Source organism: Janthinobacterium sp. GW823-FHT06H09, assembly GCF_058794735.1.
The window spans coordinates 365,580-385,553 of record NZ_JBXAHC010000004.1; the positions used below are offsets into that span (position 1 = coordinate 365,580).

16 protein-coding genes are annotated in these 19,974 nt (G+C 61.7%); 2 read left to right on the forward strand and 14 right to left on the reverse strand.

The genetic code is table 11. The features are described 5' to 3' along the window. Positions 1–266 precede the first annotated feature (266 nt). A complete protein-coding gene (locus tag AC1Q6X_RS08770; protein ID WP_121668614.1) occupies positions 267–476 on the reverse strand; it encodes a hypothetical protein in 210 nt (69 codons plus the stop codon). Between AC1Q6X_RS08770 and AC1Q6X_RS08775 the strand changes: the two genes are divergently transcribed. Continuing rightward, positions 475–3,150: a hybrid sensor histidine kinase/response regulator gene (locus AC1Q6X_RS08775; protein WP_492496451.1), complete on the forward strand. Its 2,676-nt coding sequence runs from the start codon at positions 475–477 to the stop codon at positions 3,148–3,150. The genes AC1Q6X_RS08770 and AC1Q6X_RS08775 overlap by 2 nt on opposite strands. After that, positions 3,143–4,036, forward strand: coding sequence for a class A beta-lactamase (gene bla, locus AC1Q6X_RS08780; RefSeq protein ID WP_492496453.1), 894 nt, complete (start codon positions 3,143–3,145; stop codon positions 4,034–4,036). The genes AC1Q6X_RS08775 and bla overlap by 8 nt, the downstream gene beginning before the upstream one ends. On the opposite strand, the gene AC1Q6X_RS08785 is transcribed toward bla, so the two are convergent. The 13 genes from AC1Q6X_RS08785 to AC1Q6X_RS08845 form a co-directional block, all read right to left on the reverse strand. Beyond that, positions 4,037–4,471, reverse strand: a complete 435-nt coding sequence (locus AC1Q6X_RS08785) for a DUF695 domain-containing protein (RefSeq protein ID WP_070218165.1) — start codon at positions 4,469–4,471, stop codon at positions 4,037–4,039. A 38-nt stretch (positions 4,472–4,509) separates the two neighbouring features. Beyond that, positions 4,510–5,172, reverse strand: coding sequence for a hypothetical protein (locus AC1Q6X_RS08790; RefSeq protein ID WP_492496456.1), 663 nt, complete (start codon positions 5,170–5,172; stop codon positions 4,510–4,512). Between the two features lie 85 nt (positions 5,173–5,257). Beyond that, positions 5,258–5,524, reverse strand: coding sequence for a PAAR domain-containing protein (locus tag AC1Q6X_RS08795; protein ID WP_070310542.1), 267 nt, complete (start codon positions 5,522–5,524; stop codon positions 5,258–5,260). Between the two features lie 13 nt (positions 5,525–5,537). Next, positions 5,538–7,157 (reverse strand): type VI lipase adapter Tla3 domain-containing protein, encoded by a 1,620-nt coding sequence (locus AC1Q6X_RS08800; RefSeq protein ID WP_492496458.1) that lies wholly within the window; start codon positions 7,155–7,157, stop codon positions 5,538–5,540. An 80-nt stretch (positions 7,158–7,237) separates the two neighbouring features. After that, entirely contained in the window at positions 7,238–9,508 is a 2,271-nt protein-coding gene (locus tag AC1Q6X_RS08805; RefSeq protein WP_492496460.1) for a T6SS effector phospholipase Tle3 domain-containing protein, read from the reverse strand. An 18-nt stretch (positions 9,509–9,526) separates the two neighbouring features. After that, positions 9,527–12,322 carry a type VI secretion system Vgr family protein gene (locus AC1Q6X_RS08810; RefSeq protein ID WP_492496462.1) on the reverse strand — a complete coding sequence of 932 codons (2,796 nt, stop codon included), beginning with the start codon at positions 12,320–12,322 and terminating at the stop codon, positions 9,527–9,529. A gap of 81 nt (positions 12,323–12,403) precedes the next feature. After that, complete coding sequence (locus AC1Q6X_RS08815; RefSeq protein WP_492496464.1) at positions 12,404–13,267, reverse strand: hypothetical protein; 864 nt, start codon at positions 13,265–13,267, stop codon at positions 12,404–12,406. Between the two features lie 75 nt (positions 13,268–13,342). Next, entirely contained in the window at positions 13,343–14,338 is a 996-nt protein-coding gene (locus tag AC1Q6X_RS08820; RefSeq protein WP_492496466.1) for an extracellular catalytic domain type 1 short-chain-length polyhydroxyalkanoate depolymerase, read from the reverse strand. Between the two features lie 124 nt (positions 14,339–14,462). Beyond that, positions 14,463–16,673, reverse strand: coding sequence for a TonB-dependent receptor (locus tag AC1Q6X_RS08825; RefSeq protein WP_492496468.1), 2,211 nt, complete (start codon positions 16,671–16,673; stop codon positions 14,463–14,465). A gap of 147 nt (positions 16,674–16,820) precedes the next feature. Next, positions 16,821–17,630, reverse strand: coding sequence for an alpha/beta fold hydrolase (locus AC1Q6X_RS08830; protein WP_492496469.1), 810 nt, complete (start codon positions 17,628–17,630; stop codon positions 16,821–16,823). 116 nt (positions 17,631–17,746) lie between these two features. After that, the gene (locus tag AC1Q6X_RS08835; protein ID WP_492496471.1) at positions 17,747–18,385 is read right to left on the reverse strand and encodes a TetR/AcrR family transcriptional regulator; all 639 of its coding nucleotides are present in this window, start codon (positions 18,383–18,385) and stop codon (positions 17,747–17,749) included. 107 nt (positions 18,386–18,492) lie between these two features. Continuing rightward, positions 18,493–19,449, reverse strand: a complete 957-nt coding sequence (locus AC1Q6X_RS08840) for a bifunctional helix-turn-helix transcriptional regulator/GNAT family N-acetyltransferase (protein WP_492496473.1) — start codon at positions 19,447–19,449, stop codon at positions 18,493–18,495. Positions 19,450–19,531: 82 nt separating this feature from the next. Further along, a complete protein-coding gene (locus AC1Q6X_RS08845; RefSeq protein ID WP_492419144.1) occupies positions 19,532–19,963 on the reverse strand; it encodes a hypothetical protein in 432 nt (143 codons plus the stop codon). Between the last annotated feature and the right edge of the window lie 11 nt (positions 19,964–19,974).

The window sequence follows — 19,974 nt, forward strand, 5'->3', positions numbered from 1 at the left end:
TTTCTTGCAACCTGTCTCCGGGTTATATACGGCGCTGGACGATCGTTTGCACCATCACGGTGCAGCAGCGCGAGCGGATGTTCCCCCGCTCTCGGCGTCACTGGCTCTGTCCTGGCTGTCACTCAAGTTGACAGCGGTTCCGGCCGCATCTCTCGGATGTCTGATGAACACCAACTTTTAAGTAAGGCGCCAATTTAATTCAAGCGGCTTATGCGCTGCAAGAATATTGTTATGTAAAATATTTATTCACCAACATAAAAGCCTGACTAGTGGTTATTCAGCCACAATACGCTCAGGAGCTTGCTGTTTTGCCCATTTTCCGGCCCTGGCGCCGCCGTTGCGCCGCGGCGGCGAAATGCTGCCTGCAAGACAGGCTCCGGCCGGTATTTGACTGTAATATCGCCATACTTGAGCTTGCCGTGCTGCCCCATCCCAGTGCAGCGGCGGCGCGCCGCACCATTGCCGACCTTATCCATGCCAGAACCGAGCCAGCACAGCCACGACATCATTTCCTCCCCCGCCGCCGCGCAGGCCGCGCATAGGCTGCTGGGCGCCCATTGCGACATCGTCTGGAGCACGAAAACCTTCGGCCAGTTCGATACCGACCAGCCGTCCTGGCGCGCCTTCACGGGCCAGACGGAAGCCGAACTGCGGGGCCGCGGCTGGCTCAATGCCCTGCATCCGGACGACCGCAACTTGCCTTACGTCATGCCGTCGCATCTGACGACCGTGTTCGAGGCGGAATACCGGCTGCGCCACGTCAGCGGCAGCTACCGCAACATGCTCGTGCGCATGCTGCCCGTGCTGGCGCCCGACGGCAGCATCGTTGAATGGCTGGGCTCGCATTGCGACGTGACGCAGCAGCGGCAGACGGAACAGCGGCTGCGCCTGGCCATGCAGGGCGGCCGCATGGGCACGTGGGAGATCGACCTGGGCAGCGGCAGTATGGCCGGCTCCGATGCGTTCAAGGCCAATCTGGGCCTGCCACCTGACAGCCACATCGATTATGCGCAGCTGACGGGTGCCATGCTCGACGGCGATCTGCAGCAATGGCAAGCGGTGGTGCATGCAGCCATTGCCAGCGCCAGCGATTTCGAGATCGATATCCGCGTGCGCTGGCCAGATGGCGCACTGCACTGGGCGCACATGCGCGGCACCTGCGCCAGCGACGGCGCCGGCAACGTGATCGCCCTGTCCGGCATCTCGCTCGACCTGACGGCCAGCAAGCAGAACGAGGAAACCCTGCGCCTGACCCTGGCGGCCGGCGAAGTGGCCACCTGGAACTGGGACATCGTTGCCGACCGCGTGACGGCCGACAGTAATATGGCGCGCCTGTTCCCCGTCAATGCCGATGCGACCACGGCGGCGCCGTTGGCGCGCTACCTGGACATCATCCATCCCGATGACCGCGAGCAAGTCAGCGCTCAAATTGCCCAGGCGCTGCACGCGCATGCGCCGTTCGAGGCCAGCTACCGCGTCGCTGCCGGCGATGGCCAGTACCGCTCGGTCATCGCGCGGGGCCGCGCGGAATATGCGCCCGATGGCACCCCCTTGCAATTGCCCGGCGTGCTGCTCGACATCACGCGCCAGAAACAGGTGGAAGATGCGCTACGGCGCAGCGAGGAACGCTACCGCACTCTGATAGAGCTGATGGACCAGGCCTTTTGCGTCATTGAAATGCTGTACGACGAGCAGGGCCGCCCCGTGGACTTCCGCTACCTGGAAGGCAACGCCGCCTTCGTCAAGCAGTCGGGCCTCGACAATGCCATCGGCAAGACCATCCGCAGCTTCGTGCCCGACCATGACCAGCACTGGTTCGACCTGTACGACCAGGTCGTCAAGACGGGCGAGCCCGTGCGCTACGAAAACGAAGCCGTGGCCATGGAACGCTGGTTCGAAGTTTTTGCGGCGCGCCTCGGCGGCCCCGGCAGCCGCCTGCTGACGGTGCTGTTCAGCGACATCAGCGAGCGCAAGCGCTCGGAACAGCAGCTGCGCCAGCTGGCCGATAACCTGTCCGAGATGGACCGGCGCAAGACGGAATTCCTCGCCACCCTGGCGCACGAACTGCGCAACCCGCTGGCACCGATCCGCAACGGCTTGCAAATCATGCGCCTGGCCGCCGACAAGCCCGCCACCGTGGCGAGAGTGCGCGACGTGATGGAGCGGCAAGTCAATCAGATGGTGCACCTGGTCAACGACTTGCTGGACGTGGCGCGCATCACGCGGGGCCAGATCGAACTCAAGCTCGAACGCACGGACTTGAAAACCATCATCGCCAGCGCCGTGGAAACGAGCATGCCGCTGATCGAAGCGAACCATCACCTGTTGCAGGTGAAGCTCGACGAGCAGGCGTTGCCGCTCGAGGCCGACCCCACGCGGCTGGCGCAAGTGCTGGGCAACTTACTCAACAATGCCGCCAAGTACACGCCCGCCGGCGGCCACATCGCCTTGCGCGCGGTACGCGACGGCAACGAGGTCTTGATCGAGGTGGAAGACAGCGGCGTGGGCATCCCCGCCGAGTCGATCGCCACCGTCTTCGACATGTTTACCCAGGTGGGACAAAACATGGGCCGCGCCCAGGGCGGCCTGGGCATCGGCCTGTCGCTGGTACGGCGCCTGGCCGAATTGCATGGCGGCAGCGCCACGGCGGCCAGTCCCGGCGCCGGCCTGGGCAGCACGTTTACCGTGCGCCTGCCGCTGCTGAAGGAGGAAGCCCCAGCCCCCGCCGCACCGGACGCGCCCGCCCCCGCCGCCAGCGGCCGCCATTTCCGCGTACTGGTGGTCGACGACAACGTCGATGCGGCCGAAACCCTTGCCGCCGTGCTCGACATGATGGGCCATGCCACGCACGTAGCCCACGATGGCGCGCAGGCGCTGGCCGTGGCGCCGCAATTTTTGCCAGACGTCATCTTCCTCGATATCGGGCTGCCCGGCATGAACGGCTACGAAGTGGCGCGCGCGCTGCGCCGGATACCGGCCGGCGCCAAGGTCGTGCTCGTCGCATTGACGGGCTGGGGCGCCGAAAACGACCGCAGTCAATCGAGCGCGGCCGGTTTCGACCACCACCTGACCAAACCGGCCAACCTGCTCGCCATCGGCGAACTGCTGGCCGCCCTTTCCACTCCGAAAATACCTACAGACCATGACTGACTCCCCGAACCACGTCCGCCGCACCCTCCTGCTGGCCGCTGGCGCCACCCTGCTGTGCCCGGCACCGCTACTGTTCGCCGCACCCGCCACCAGCATCGCCAGCGCCCACACGCAGCTGGCCGCGCTGGAACAGGCCGCAGGCGGACGCCTCGGCGTTGCCGCCTGGCGCCAGGGCAGCGAGCTGCGCGTTGCCTACCGCGTCGACGAACGCTTCCCCCTGGCCAGCACCTTCAAGGCCATGCTGGCGGCCGCAGTGCTGGCCCGCAGCGTCAGCCAGCCGGGCTTGCTGGAACAGCTCGTGCGTTACGAGAAAAAGGAACTGGTCACCTATTCGCCCATCACGGAAAAACATCTGGCCGACGGTATGCGCGTGGCCGAGCTGTGCGCCGCCACGTTGCAGTACAGCGACAATAGCGCGGCCAATTTCCTGATGAAAATATTGGGCGGGCCGCAAGCCGTGACGGCGTTTGCACGCAGCATCGGCAATACGGTATTCCAGCTGGAACGCTGGGAAACAGAATTGAATAGCGCCATCCCCGGCGAAATGCGCGACACGGCCAGCCCTGCGTCGATGGCGCACAGCTTGCAACAACTGTTATTGGAAAATAGCTTGCCGGCGCAGCAGCGCCAGCAACTGGACACCTGGATGCGCGGCAACACGACGGGCGACAAGCGCATCCGCGCCGGCGTGCCGGCCGGCTGGCAGGTGGCGGATAAAACGGGCTCGGGCGCCTACGGCAGCGTCAACGACATCGGCGTGGCCTACCCGCCCAGCGGCGCGCCGCTGCTCATCGCCGTGTACTACACGCGCGAACAGAAAAACGCGGACACGAATCAGGACATCATCACGGCCGCCACGCGCATCGTGACGGCTGCATTGGTGTAATTACTTCGGCAGGGCGGCCATGAAGCCGGCATAAGTCGACCAGGCCGGGTCGGCCGCGCTGCGGATTTCAATCGGAAATTTCGGGCGCGAGGCCAGCGCCGTGTTCAGGCGATTGAAGAATTCTTCGCCCGACTGCGTGTAATAAATCCATTCGCGCAAGTTTTCGCCCGTCGACACGAGCGCCAGGGTGGCGAAGCCCTCTTCTTCCACCACGGGCGCCAGCGCCGCTTCCAGCTCCTCCATGTGCTCGCGCTCGTTCGGCGCGGGCATGCCCGTCTCGTCCTCATAGCGCCAGGCGATGATGATGCGGTCCGGCTGCGACGATAGGTCCCAGTCGTCATGGAAGGTGTCGACATAGCGGTAGATGATGGCCATCTCGTCGCTATGCGTGACGATGGTGCCCCAGCTGCGGGCGGAAGTGGAATTTTCGTTCATGGTTGCAATAGTCAAAAAATAAATCGAGGGAGCGCAGCTTACAGCACTGGCGGGCAAGTCACATTCCAGGCGTCATACTGGGCGCCGCTCTTGCGCAGCCAGACGCGGGTGTAGCTGTCGCGGTCGCTCTTGAACACCAGCGCGTAGCGCTCTTCGGCGCGCGGGGCGGCGGCGCCCACGTCGACGGCTGCCAGCGTAAATTTCAGCGCCCGTAGCGGCGCGCAGGCCGTGTTACCCGCCATCAATAATCGCGCCCGTTCCAGCAGCGGCTTCTGGTACAGCAACACGCCTTCCAGTTCCACATCGGGAATCCGTTGCAGCATGCGCACGGGTTCGGCCACCGCGCGGCAAGTGCCACGGTCGAGCCAGGCGTAATACTCCATGCCCGCCTCTTGCCAGCGCGCCTGCTTGCCTTCGCCATGCAGCACGAACTTGGTGCGCTGGGTCCGGCACAGCGCACCATGGCCGCGATACGGCGGCGTTTCCACGCTGCCCACCACTTCGCGGCCGCGGCCGCCGACCACGGGCACGCTCTCGAACACGGTGCGCGTGGCCGGCTCGCCCGGATATTGCTGCGCATAAAACTCCAGCAAGGACGCGCGCTGCTGCGCATCCACCGCCACCGCCTCGGCGGCACTGGCAGAGAGGCACGCGGCCGACATTACACACAGCGCCAAGGGGCGCACGAAATATCCTGGCATGGCATTCCTTCAATCGACGTTCAGAGGCGGGTATCGCCCAAGCGCCGATTATATAGTTAGCAGGAAATACCGGGAGGACGCGGCATCAGGACGTGTGGAAGTTGACGCCGCCAGCCAGCAGCTTGGCGCCGCAGGTGGTGGTGTCGCCTTCGAAGGCGATGGCGATGCCGTTGATGCTATGCCGGGACGAGCCGCTGGCAATCTTGCAGCCTTGGTGCCCCTTGATGGGGCAACTGCACAAGTCCCCGACGCAGGCGACAGCGATACCATTGACCGTGAAGTGCGTAGCGGCACAACTGAGCACCTTGCCGCCATGCGACGTTGCGTCGCCCAAACGGATGACTTTGCGCATGCTACCTCCCGTTCTACTTGCCCGCCGAGCTTTCCAGGATGGCTTCCACCGATGGCGCCGCATAATTGGCCGGATCGACGGCCGGCGTGATGCGGCTGCGGAAGATATCGCCATTGGCATCCTGCTGGTGGCGTTTGGCATCCGATGGTGGCGTAATAAAAATGATGCTGGCCTCATTGCTGTCGCGTAAATTAATTGCCGCACTGGCGCCCCCATCGCGATAACTGCCCATCACGCCGATGGCCATCTGCATGAACCACGTGGCCGCGCCCGTGTTGCCCAGGCGAAGATCGGTATTGATGAACTGCATGCTCTTGCTGCTGTCGATTTCGGGGCCACCCTGTGCCGCATAGTCATGCAGCATGCTTTCCAACATCAGTAACTGCTCCGGCTGGTTTCCCGTGCCGGCCACGATGCGCGCAGGCCCCTTGCCGCGCTCGGCTTCCGGCAAGGTCTGCAGCGCTTGCCGCCAGCCCGCGTTAAAAATATTCTGGCGCGCATCGCGCCGCGTGACGGGCTTGCCTTCCTCATCCGCGAACTTGACGAACACGGGCCTGTGCACGAATCCAAACGAAGGCAATCGGTCGAAGGTTTCCATCTGTTCCCGGTTCCACGGAATGGGGAACCACGGCGTCGGCTTCCAGTCGCGCGGCGGACGATTTTCCCAGGGATTGAGTTTATCGAAGGTGTGCAAGCCGACGCCACGGATATCGGGCCGCTGGGCGAAAGAGGCGGCAGCGGCGAGCCATTCGGCGACGGTGGGTTGGCGAGGTATGGGAGGAAATTCCGCTCCTAGTTCCTTATCTGGTTTCGCCAGAGATTCCATCAATTGATAATACATCGCTCTGAATTGCTCTTGTACGAACTTATTTCCGGGATCGTCCCATATCGCTGGCCGCAAAAAATCAACACGTTCGCGCCGTGCCAGGATAAATACTGCCGTGGCATCAGGCATATCAGGAATGAAATATCCGTTTACCAATTTCCTTGCAGTGCCTGGCTTCCGGTTGCCATCCCGCGTGCCAACACTGTCCTCGGAATGTAAAACGATGTAGGGTACATCAGGATGCCTATCGAAAAAATCAAACACATCAATCAGCAATTGGTCAGGATGCTCATCCAGCTTCCAGGAAGCAATCGAAAACAAGTGCCAAGCCATTCCAGATGTGCCAGCGCCAGCCACGAGTCCCGCCATCGGCTCAGTTAAGCTCGGTTGTGCCGCCGGGTCAAGGATGGGAGTACCTGCATAGAACGATGGCAGCCCCCAGTATAATGGGGTAAAATTTACACCATTTTCCAGCGCGTCATAGGCCCTGCTGCCACCTTCCCCGTCCTTGTCATCGCCCGTCCACGGGTATTTCTTGGGATCTTGTTCGCGTATGCTGGTGTAAGCACTTCCTTTTTGCAAGGCCTCCCACAATTTGCCCTGACGATATTTATCCAGCGTCACTCCCAATCCGATCACTTCCAGCACGTACTCTTGCTCTGGCTCCATAGGTTTCTTTGGCTGTTGCGCCTGCAACTGTGACGCAATTTCACGCGCCTGGCTCTTCGATAAGGCACTGAGCCATAACAAACCAAAAAATAAAATTACAACAACTATTGATATTCCCAACCAACGAAGCGTCATCATGATTATCACCTTTCGGCCTGCAGTTTCGAAGGAACAATAGTCGGAAGAAAATTATTACCGACGGGGCTACGACAATCCATTTATTTCGCTTTTTTTTCAGTCACTATTTTTGTATTTTTTGTTTGTGACACTACAATTTTCCACAATGGCCCTGATAGCAAGGGTAATCCTGCGGGCAAAACTCCAGTGTTGTAATAGTTAATGGTGCCATTGATCACGGCACTTCTCCAGGCAGGCTCGACGGACAAATATGGCGCAAACTCCAATATGAACTTTTCTTTTATCCGTATTCCATTGCGCCCTTTTTCATTGCTCTTTAGGTTCTTCACCCGCCAATCCGCCACCGCACATAAATACGCATAAAACTGCGGATCCGAACTAGCCTTGCCGCTGCCAATCGCCACGTCATACGCGGTCACTTGACTATGATTCTTCGCGCTACCGATAATAGAACTATGAAAAGACTTGGCGCTGACCTCCCGCTGCCAGCGCAAGCGGGCCTCATTCGGGCTTTCCTGGATGGTTGCCAAGACATTTCCGTCCGTGTAGCGGGTGGCTGCAATGACGTTGCGTTGATCGAGCGGCCCTTTGCCATCGAGTTTCTTTTCCTTGTTATAGGCAGTCGTCATCAAGGCTAATTCGGCCCCGCGTATAGCTTCATCGCGCTCTGGAAAGCGGCGATAGCCGGCCGGATCCGGGCGATCCTCGACGCTTGTGTACAGGCCGCTTCCGCTGGTAAGTGCTACTGATGCATCGCAGGGATCGACTTCTTCCACAGGTCCCTGATCTTCAGGTTTACGGTTTCGCATCATCGAAGTTTTGGGAATATTGGGCGAATCGATTTGCGAGGTGCCGCGCAAATCGGCCGGCACCGGCTGTTTCAATGCTTCGCCAGTGATGGTGCGTATGCCATTACGCTGTTCCGTCTTGCTCAACCTGGTATTGATAGGCCAAGCCACCGCCTTGTGTTGCGCACGATATTTTCGTAATGAAACATCAACGTGTGCCTGTTCGCTTTCTGTTGTAAGACGCAGTGGAAAGTCAAAAGGCGGCGGCTTGCCTACCAACGACACCGTGGTCTTTCCAGTGGCCGGATCCAGCCTGGTCTTGTTGCTGAATATCCGCTGATAAAATCTGCCGCCCAGTTCCGCCAGCGCATTGCGTACCTGCTCGCGTTCCACGATGCGGGTATGTCCAGTAAAAACGCTGTTTCCATCAATGCTGGAAGTTTCCTCTTCCTCCATGAGTTCACTTCCCGATGCATAATCCGGTACGCCATCCCACCCCATGCCCTGGATATTATCCAGTGCCACCGTCATGTCTTCGGGACAAAAATACAGATAAACTTTGCGGCGATTGTCGCGGTCGTCGGCACTCTGCCAGCGGCTGCCGACCATGCCACGATGTTCGTCCTTCTTCAAGTCGGCAAACGGCGGCTGGCAGGCCTGGCCAGTGCCCTTTGCCACACAGGCCACGATATTCGCCAAAGTCTTCAGGCGCGCTCCCATGGTCTGCGCACCACTGAGCAAATGGTAATAAGGCTTCATCGCCGCATCCTCGCCGCCGTCGAACCAGGCGGCGCCTCGCATCAGCAGAGGCAGGCTGTCCACCAGGCTGTACGGCGGATGCGTGAGTATCAAATTATCGGCCGGCGCCAGCCCCTTTTCCATCAGCATGGCTTGGGCCAGCAGCGACAGCAGGCAACCCTGGCTGTGCGCGACGATGCTGACAGTATCGTCAGCATCATAATCGCGGATCATGGAAATCAGTGCGGCCAGACGCTGGGCCGCCAATACCATGTACATGCGGCCAGGCGCCGTCCTCAATGGACGCAAGGCATCGCCCATGGGATCCGCAGGCGCATAGATACCCGGACGCCACATGTCGGGCAAGCTGCTGGTGGCGTTGCCGAAGGGACCGCCTTCCTTGGACAGGTCCTTGTCGAGGCGGTTGCCGTAGCGGTCAACAAACTGGCCGTTGATCGTTTTGCATTTCACTCCCACTTCACGGTAGCCCCAGTAAAACGGGATCACGGGGCTGTTGGTATCCTTGGCGATAGTGCGCTTGAAGAACACGGCGTCGGGATCGTCTTCCAGCCTGTCCTTGTCCGCCGCCACAGGCATGCGGTAAGAAGCTGGCGTAAAGCCGCGGCCCAGCCTTTGCGTCAATCCCTCGCACAAGCCGTGCTCCACCGCCTTGTAGCTGACGCCCACATCGTTGACACCGTGAATAACGATGATATTACCCGGCAAGTTGCGGCGTATTTTCACCTTCTTGCAGACGCTGCGTTCGCAATGCAGGAGCGTCACGTCTTCGCCCACCACGTACGGCACTTTCGGATAGCTGCCCATTGCACTCTCCTGGCGTCATCAATCCTTGTTGTTGAACACTTCGATGGCGGCCAGGTGCATGGCCGCGCGCTCCAGCACCTCCGTCTTGCCGTCCCCGTCGCTGCGGCCATCGGCCGACGAGCCATCTTCCAGCTTCACGGCAAACTGGACTTGCGGCGCCAGCTGGGGGGCTGGCGGCACGCCATCGACGGGACTGTCGTCGCCCTCATATTGAAAGATGAATTGCTGATCGGCCTTGCCTTCGGCAAAGCTTGGCAATTGCACTGCCATGCTCTGCGGGTCATTGAAGACGAAATTGGGTGCATTGAAGTTCAGTGGCGACTTGCTGCCAAAGGTGATGCCGTCGCCGATGCGGATGAAAGCGCCATGCTTGGAAATCAACACAATTTCATCGGCCATGCCCGTCAGCTTGCCCTCGCTGGCGGTGAGCTTCAAATTTTTCGCCGCGTTGAGGTCCATGTCGTCATGCTGGCTTTGCAGCAGGAACTTGCCATGGTGGGCGATGGCGCGGATGCCATCCGCATGGGCAAACAGCGAAATGCCCTTGCCCGCGTTCACACTGTAGCGCTGGCCCGCCACCGCTTGCAGATGCTGCTGCGCCACCGTATCGATGCTGCCGGCGGCATAGCTGATGATGGCCTTCGAACTGGCAAAGCTGATGCCGGCCGGCGCCGTGACGGCAATCGCCGCCGCACCGCCCAGCTCGGCACGGGGCTGCGTATTGCTGCCGCCTTCCCAGCTTTTCAAGCTGTGCTGCAGCTCCTGCTGCGCTTCATCCGTATTCTCCAGCGCCTGATGCGTGGCAGCATAGCTGCCCAGCGAGCGAAACAATTCCAGGCAATTTTCCATCAGCCCCAGATATTCGCTGCGTGCCATGTGCCCGCCGTCGCCGTTCAGGCGCTTCCAGGCCGAAATCAGCATGCCCTTGCCCGCCCGCATTGCCAGTTGCTCATCGGTACGCAGCTCGGCGCCCTCGCCGCGCGCCTCTCCCTGGCCATTGCGCCGGTCCTGCGTCAGCCAGCCCAGGTTGAGCTGGGTGGAGCCATGGTCGCTGGCAAGCTGGGCATTGATTTGCCCATGCACATCATCGAAACGCAGCTGGTTGCCACGTGTGCCCTTGATCTCGCGGCTCTTGATGCCGGACAAATAACGGTTGCCGGGCAAGTCGCCCGCCTTGCTCAATGCGATCGGCAACGCACTGTGGTTGTACAGCTGTCCCACGATGATGGGCCGGTCCGGGTCGCCGCCGAGGAAAGCCAGCAGGACTTCGCTGCCCACGCGGGGCAAGCCCAGATAGCCGCACTGCTGCATGCTGCCAGGCCCGCTTCCCGCCCAGCTCGACGCGACTCTTACCCAGGCCGAATCGGCATCCGTGTCGGAAGCGCCCGTGCCGCCTGCATGCTCATGGTCCACCTTGCGCGTGGCGGGAAAGCGCACCTTGACCCGGCCCATGGCGTCGCAATGAACCTCTTCATTCGCCGGCCCCACCACCACGGCGCTTTGCATGGTAACTGGCGGCAGGTCGATGCGCGTGTCGTAGGCCGGAACGATGGCCACGCCGCGCCGCACAGCGCTCAATTCGATATGCATGCGCAAGGGGCCATCGTCCACCGCCATCGCCAGTTCGCGCTGCGGCAGCGATGCATCATCGGCCTGCCAGCGATTGCGCGCGAACAAACGCGCCACCCTGGCGGCCAGTTCCCGGGGTAAATTATTCTGCGCCGCCACCTGTAGCGCCGTCACGACAAAATCGCGCTCGGCCGGCGGAAGTGCGTCGATATCGGGATGTTCGGCCAGGCTAAAGTATTCGCCCGGACACAGGTCGCGCACGCTGCCCTCGGCATGAAAACAATGGCTTTCGTAGTCATGCTGCTGCATGGCCAGCATGCCCAACTGGCACAAGGCATCATGATCGCTCCCCGCACGTGGCGGCAGCACGCGGTAATCATCGAGGCTGGCGGCAACGGCATTGCCATGCATGCCTTGCCGGCCCTGCCCCATGGCGTCGGCAGTCATGAACGGCCGCGCGCGTGGATGTTCCTCATTCCAGCTATGGCGCGTCACCTTGCCCACCTGCAACTTGCGGACTTCGTTCCACGACGTCAGGGTGTCGCGCTGTTCCGTCGCGCGGTCCGCGTGATAGCGCACGGTATCGGCCATGTTTTTCCGCAAGCCATCGGCATGGTTGAACAGCACCAGGGTATGTGCCGGCTCGGCATGCGCATCCGCATTGCCTTCCGCTCGAAAAAACCAGGCGACGCCGCTGCGCTTGAGCAGGCGCCGGACGAAGGCCGCATCGGACTCATTGTGCTGCATGACAAATTCGCGCTGTGGATACGTCTGTGCCTCGAAGAAATCGGCAAACACATACTGGAAGGCATGCCCCAGCACGGAATTGCTGCGTATCCATTCGTCGAGCAGGATCTTGATGATCTCGATATCCGTGAGGCGCCGGAAAACACGCGTATTGCAGCGCTTTTCCATGACGGCGAAGGCGTCCGTCAGCACCAGCTGATAGCTGGCCAGCGCGCCATCGCTGTCACCGGCACTCGCTTGCGTAACGATGCCGCAGATGCTGCGCAACTTCCCCTGGTCGGTGACGATATCGATAGCGGCGGGTAAGGCGATGAAACTGCTCAGCGGCAAATCCGCATGCGTCGAGACGCACAGCACACGGTATTCGATCCCGCCACAGATGGCCTCGCTTCCGGCGACGCGCTGCGGTATCAGCGCACCGGCGGGCACCTTTGGGGATACGCCCAGGCGCAGGCGCAAGGGACGTTCGCCACCCGATATCGAATCATCACCGTCCATGGCGTTCTCCTCATTCTTACTTGCATTTAATCAAGCTGGAGAAACGACAATGCCATGGGACGGCAAGGAAATACTTGATATTTAGTAAGAATTCTCCAAGGTTCCCAATACTTCCATCAATCTTTGCCGCTTCGCCAGCAGGGTGGGATCAAACGCCGTCCACTGTTCCAGCCGCAACGCATACGCCGGCGCCATCATCCAGCCGAACACCTCCGCCTTGTCTTCCTCGGGGCCGTAGGCGGCGTACAGGCTCACGAGACCGGGCTGCGGGTGGCCCAGGTTCTGGAAACCCTTGCCGTAGGCCGTGGCGCCGCCCTGGCCATAGGCTGTGCCGGGCGGGTTCAGGGCCAGCCAGGCGGGGTCGCGGTAATAGAAATCGTTGAACAGCCGGTATTCGATGAAGTGGTAATACTCGTGGTGCACGCGCAGCTCCATGCCGGATGGACACAGGGCGGCCAGCAGGTTGTCGGCGTAGACGACGCTGTCGATGTCCGGCGCCGGCATGGCCAGGCGGCGCTGGCCGTCCACGCTCAAGTCCTTCACCAGCACGACGTGGCGCAAGCCCGTGCGCGCGAAGACGCCAGCCGGGTAGCGCTCCATGGCCGGCAGGACGATGCTGAGCAGCAATTGCAGCCCGGCACGGTCTTGCGCCGAGTCCGTAAAGGCGTGCGCCTCGCTGCCGGGCATGGACAAGGTCCAGGCGGGCGCCAGTTGCAGGGCCCCCAGACGCGCCGTGGCGATGGCCTGCAATTGCGCCACGCTGGCGTCCCTGGGCGCGACGGGCGCATAGCGCACGTTCCAGTCGCACTCGCTGCGCATGCTGTCTTGCTGGGCGGCGCGCTCGAACGCTTGCAGGTCGGCGGCAGACGGCGCGGACGGGCCGGCGCTGGCGCAAGCGGACAGCAGTACGGCGGCAAGACAGGACAGCAGGCGGCAAGCAGACATGGGATCTTTCACGGGCATAAAAATGGGGCGCAATCGCTGCGCCCCATTGTACAAGCTATCAATTTCCTTACAGCATCAGCGCTGGTAATTCTTGAAGAAGTTCCAGCTGATCACGGTGGCGTCCGGGCCCAGCTCATCGCTGAATGGCCAGCCGGGAGGGCCGCCGCTCCACGCGTGGTTCATGCCCTCGACCGTGTACTTTTGCGCGATGACGGCGCCGTTGTGCAGGTAGGTGTCGATGGTATAGCTGCGGCCGTACGGCACCGTCTGGCGCACGATGCTGTCGGCACGGTAGCGCACGCTGTCATTGTCGAGTCCGTCGTCGCCATAATCACTGGTCTGCAGGAATTGCTCGATGGTCTGTTCGCCGTTGACGGGATTGACGACGATGTCGGAAGTGCCGTGGAACACCATCGTCGGCATCAGCCGGCGCGGCGAACCGGAGCAGCGCCAGGCATCCTTGCCCCGTACTTTCGGGTCGAAGGAACTGCCGTTGAACAGCGAGTCGGCAGCCGTGACCAGGCCGGTGGCGCCCTTGTACATGCCGCCCGAATGCACCATCACGGCGGCGAACACGTCGGAATAACAGGCGGCCATGATGGACGCCATGGCGCCGCCGGCCGAAATGCCCGTCACGTACACGCGACTGTCCTGCACCGCATATTTGCTCTTGACCTTGTTCAAGATGCCCATCAGCACGGCCGGTTCGCCCGTGCCCCGCTCCTGGTTCAGCGGCAACATGAAATTCCAGCAGCGCATGGGGTTGGCCGTGACGTTCTGGCGCGGGTAGACGACGATGAAGTTTTCACTGTCGGCCAGCTGGTTGTAGCGGCTGACGGCAGCCATGCTGTTCGGCTCGGAACCGCAGCCGTGCAGCATCAGCACGACGGGCAGCGGCGTGTTCGGATTGTAATTGCTCGGCAGCCAGACCTGGTATTCGCGCGAGCCCCACAGGCTCGCGTACAGGCCGAAGTCCCACTGCCCGGCGGAAGCCGGCAGCGCGGCCAGCAAGCCGCAGGCGGCGATCAGTGCAGAAAATAAATGACGCAGTTGCTGATGCAGATGTGCCATGCCAGTCTCCTGATTATTATTCACGACGAAAACAGCGACAACGACCCGGCTTGACGCCCGTCAAGCCGGCACTTCCGACCCGCGAGGCCCGACCCAACGGGTCCGGCCCCGGCAGTGAAGAACTCTAAAATTTGTAGCCAGCCTTGGCGATGATCTGGCGCGGCGGACCATAGAAACCGTCGAGGATAAACACGGCGGGAATGTTGTAGCCATCCGTGCGGTAGCGCTTGTTGCCCAGGTTGCTGCCGTGCAGACTGAAGGTCCAGTTCTTCGGCGCTTCCCACACGACGCCGGCCGTCCAGATGCTGTAGCCGCCCTGCGCCAGGGTTTCGCTCAAGTCCGTCGTCGGGTAGACCTTGCTGCGGTAGCCATAGCCGAGCATGCTGCGCAAGGCGCCGCCGAACACGTCGCGGTCCGTGCGCGTCACGTTCAAGCCCACTTGCCGGGCTGGCGTATTGCTGAACTTTTGCGTATCCGCAATGTTCTTGCCTCCGCTCATGAACTCGTCATAGTTGGCATCGAGCAAGGCGAGGAAGCCGTTGACTTCCCACTGGCGGTTCGGCCGCCACGAGAATTCGAACTCCGCGCCTTTCACGGTGCCCTTGCCCGCATTCGTGAAGTCGCCATAGAAGCCCGGCACGCCGCCCGGCTGCACATAGCTGGTGAAGACGGACAATTGAATATCCTTGTAGCGGTTGTAGAACAGGGCCACGTTGGCGTCGAAGGTGTCGTCGGGCGCCGCATACTTCATGCCCACTTCCAGCGCGTCGAGTTTTTCATCCTTGTAGGGCCGCGCGGAATCGGGCACCACGAGGTTGTTGGCGCGCACGTTGTAGCCGCCCGACTTGAAGCCGCGCGACAGGTTGCTGTAGAAATTCGTCGTCTTCGACGCTTCATAGCGCACGGAAATTTTCGGCGAGGTATTGCTGACGGACAAGGACTTGTCGAAGTCGGCCGCCGTCTGGATGGGCCGCGTGAAGCCCACATCGGCAAAAGCGCGGTTGAGCACGATGGCGCGCTTTTCCTCGCGCGTGTGGCGCAAGCCCGCATTGATGCTCCACACCTTGCCCAGCGGCCAGGTCCAGTCCGTGTACAGCGCCGTGCTGTCCGTCTCCACCGTGCTGACGGCGGTCGTAAACTGGCGCCCAAGGAAGTTGTTGTAGATGCCGCCGCCGGCCGTGCCTTCGAAGCGGTACAGGCCGATCACGCCGGCGCCGTAGTCGCCGCTGTACGAGGCCTGCAATTCCAGGCTTTTCTGTTCGTCGCGCGAATCGCCGAAGACGTCGGCAATCGGTTGCGGCAAGCCGTCGAAGTCGATGGTTTGCTCGGACGTGCTGCGCCGCTTGGCGCCGATCACTTTCACGGACCAGTCGTTCAACAAGGTGTAGTTGGCCACCAGCGAACCGCCCCGGTTGTGCGTGAAGTTGTTGCCCGGCATGCCACTCTGGATGTCATACGCATCCGTGCTGGCGGGCCGCTTGAGCGGATCGAAAGCGCTCACGCCCATGCGCTGGAAGCCGCGCACACCGGACTTGTCGTCCGTGGCGTCCAGGCTCAGCACGACGGTGAGGGGGATGTCCTGCGGAAAGTAGCCGACGGACAGGCGCGCGGCCGTGCTGTCCTGGTCGCTGACCTGTTCGCCGTTAAACGTGTTGCGGCCGAATCCGTCGCGGTCCAGTTTGGCAGCGGCCAGGCGCGCGCGCCAGGTGCCGCTCTCGTTGGCCACATTGAAGGCGGCCTTGAAGTTGCGCTGATTGTAATTGCCAATCCCTACTTCCGCCGAGGCACCGTTTTCCTTTGCCAGGGGGCGCGAAATGTACTTGATGGCGCCGCCGATGGTGTTCTTGCCGTATAAGGTGCCTTGCGGGCCGCGCAGCACTTCGATGCGCTGCACGTCGAACACGTCGAGCAGCGCGCCTTGCGGACGGGCCATGTAGACGTCGTCAAAATAAATACCCACGCCCGGGTCCACGCCCCAGACGGGGTCGGCCTGGCCCACGCCGCGGATAAACGCGGTCAGGGTGGTATTCGTGCCGCGCGAAGCGTACACGGTCAGGTTCGGCACGCGCTCCTGCAAGTCGGCCAGGTTCTGGATATTCGCCCGTTCCAGGGCCTTGGCGGAAAACGCCGTGACGGCCAGCGGCACGTCCTGCAGCCGTTCTTCGCGGCGGCGGGCAGAGACCGTCACGGTTTCCATGCGTTCTTTTGCGTCGCTGGCTTCCTGGGCGCTGACAGCAGTGGCCTGGCTGGCCTCCTGCGCCTGGGCCTGGGTGGAAAAGCTGAAGGCACCGGCAACGGCAAGGGCGGCGGGCATCAATTTCAAAGCAAGTTTCATAGCGTCTCCAATGTCAGGCTTGCTTACCACCAGGGAAGACGGCCGGTTTGCAGAATCGCAAGACGTCAAGGTACCCGCGCACGTGAAGCGAGCACCTGCCCTGCGATGACTGTTTCCCGGCCCCTGCCCGTGCGGCGAGTGGCCTGTTTATTTTGAATGTGTGGCGAGAAAGGACTGCAACAAGGTATTCACACGCTGCGCCTGGTCCAGGGGCGTGGCATGGCGCGAGTTCGCGATGATCTCGATCTCGCACTGCTGAAACTGTGCGGCAAAGGCCCGCTTGCTGGCGACGGGCGTGTAATCCTGGTCGGCCGCCATGATGAAGACGGGCATGGCCAGGGCCTGGAAATGGATGTCGATATCCCAGTGGAAAATGGCATCGAGCGCGGCCAGGTAGGCACGCTTGTCCATGCCCGCCATCTGCGTGGCGAAGCGCTCGACCAGGGGCTGCTGTGCCGGATCTGGAAACAGTTTCTTGCCGATGATCTTGCCCATGGCTTTCAGGCCGAAAGTGGCGATCACCGTGCGCCGCAGCCAGTAGGCAAACAGCAGCGCTGCCGGCTTGCTGCCCTGAAATGGTTGAGAATTGATCAGGCACAAGCTGGCCACCCGGCCCGGGGCGCGGTTGGCCATTTCCAGGCCCACCATGCCGCCCAGGGAAAAGCCGACGATATGTGCGCGCGGCACCTCGAGCTGGTCCATCAAATTGAAAAGGTCGTTGGCGAAGTCGCCGATCTGCCAATCGCCGTTTGGCGCGGGACTGGCACCATGGCCGCGCAGGTCGGGCACGATCAGCCGATAACTGCTGCCGAGGGCATCGATCTGCGGACGCCAGTCTGCGGCGCAGGAACCGAGGCCGTGCAACAGAAAAATAGGCTCTGACTGCGCAGGATCGCCCTGCTCCCTGCCCAGGTCGAGGTAATGCAATGGAACATCGGATGTCGTGTGACGCCGCATTCTGTCTCCTTGCTGTTGAACATGCTTTGTGTTCAGGTGCAGGAATATGTTTTCCTGCTGTTGGAAAACATAATACGGAATCCGAATTCCGATTTCAAGTTAAATCGCTAAATATCTCAAGTCAGGTAATTTAAGGCAACACGCACCAGCTCATCCTCGAGTGCCGCACCCGACAAAAAGGATAGCGAACCCGTCAAGGTATGCTGGTTCAGGATGCCCAGCAGCACGGGCGGCACCACCATCATCGCTTGCGTGGGGTTCGGGTGGCGGATGCTGGACGACTTGCTGGCCAGCACGGCGACCGTGCGTTGCGAGATCAGATGATTGATCTGGTGCACCCTGTCGCGGAATTGCGCATCCTGCGATGCGCGCGTGATCAAGGCCCGCAAGACGCCGCTGCGCCCGCCATTCACGGCCACGAACATGGCCACCATGGCGCGGATGAAGTCTTCCAGGCTGCGCCCTTCCCACTGGCGCAGTTCCGTCAGGGTCTCGACCTTTTCCACCATGTCGGAAAAAAAGCGCTGCAGCAGCAAGCGGCTCAGGGTGTCCTTGTCGCCCAATAAACGGTAAAACGTGCCCACGGAGGTTTCCGCCAGTTTGGCCAGGTCGGCCACGCCGATTTCATCGAAACGGTTTTCCGCCAGCAACTGTTCCCCCACCAGCAGCAGGCGCTCGAACGCCTGCTTGCTGCGCGCCTGAGTGGGTTCCGGGGGAACGATCATCTGCGGGAAGGGCATCGGAAAGGAAGGCATGCGGCGTCGGCGTCTCTCGATAGTGGAACCGTGGTTCCGTTATGGGAGCACGTATTGTAACGCGGGAGACGGCCGATGGGGAGCGCCGCGTGGCGCCCTGGCGTGCGCTACCTGCCCTGCCACTCCATGTAGACGTCGGCGCGCTGATAATGGGCGTCGCCGGCCGGCCGCGCCACGTGGGTAAAACCGCTGCTTTCGTACAGGCGGATGGCGGGCGCCAGCTTGCTGTTCGACTCGAGGAACAGCAGCTTGGCGCCGCTGACCTCAAAGGCGTCGAACGCCCGTTCGATCAGCCGGCGCGCAATGCCCAGGCCCTGGCATTCGGGCGTGACGGCCATCTTCGACAGTTCGATGCTGTCTCCGCCGGCGCGGATCAGCGCGCAGGTGCCGACGATCTTGCCGTCCAAACGCGCGAGAAAAATCTGCCCCCCATCGTCGAGGATCGAGCGTTGCGGATCGGACAGCACCTTGTCGTCGAGCGCCTCGACATAAAAGTAGCGTTCCAGCCAGGCGATATTCAGGCGCTTGAAGTCGGCCGCGTAATCGGCGTCGTAGTCGATGATTTCCACGGCCGCCCGCTCGCGCTGACGCCGGCACGCGGCGATCGTCTCGCCAAAGCCCTGCGCCTGCAAGCGCGCTTCGGCCCGGTCCAGGCTGGCCATCAGCTGCGGCGTGCCTTGCTCGAATACCGTATCGACGGCCGCGCGCACGTCGTCCCACAGGGGCGCCATGTTGCGCAGCAAGGCTTGCCCGGCGTCGGACAGCGCCAGCAGGCGGCGCCGCTCATCCCTGGCGTCCGGCAGCTCAGCCACCACGCCGGCATCGAGCAGCTTGCGTCCCAGCTGCACCACCACCGGATGCGTCTGCCCGATCTGCGCGGCCAGGGCCGTGATCGCGGTGGGACCATTGTCGCGCAGCAGCAATAATAAGGGAAAACAACGCGACGTCAGCTCGACGCCGGCGGCCAGATAGCTGGTATCGACGCCCGCATACAGTTGATCGGAAAGACGGCGCAGGCGGCTGGCCAGCATCAGCGAGCCATAGGTTTGCAAATTGGAAGACATGTTGAAAGGATATATGTAAGTAGTTACGTATACCCTAACGTAAACGGGCTTTCGGCGTCAAGCCTCAGCGCTTGTTGATCGCTTATTCATCATCGTCATCGGCCAGCGCCGCTTGCAGCCTGGCCTGGAACACGGTCTCGACCACCTCCCCCAGTCCCGGCCACACCTGTGTCAGCCAGCGCCCGCCATCCTCGCTCACCTCCACATACGGCGCGTCGCGCGTGGCGCAGTCCAGGCCGATCGCGATGACTTGCCCCGCATCGTCCAGGCCACCGGCGATCATGGCATCGATGGGGAATACGATCAGCCCGGCGGTCAGATGCGGACGCAGCAGGCAGGCGGGCGCGATGATGGCGAACGATGCTTCCACATAACTCCAGCAATTGGTGGGCCAGTGGGCAGCCTTGACGGCCTCGAGGAAGGCCGCGTCGCTGATCGTTTCAGGATGGGCCTGCGCCTGCGCATACAAGGCGGCCAGGGCGACGAGTTGCGGCGGAGAAGTCCAGGTGGGCATCAATCATGATC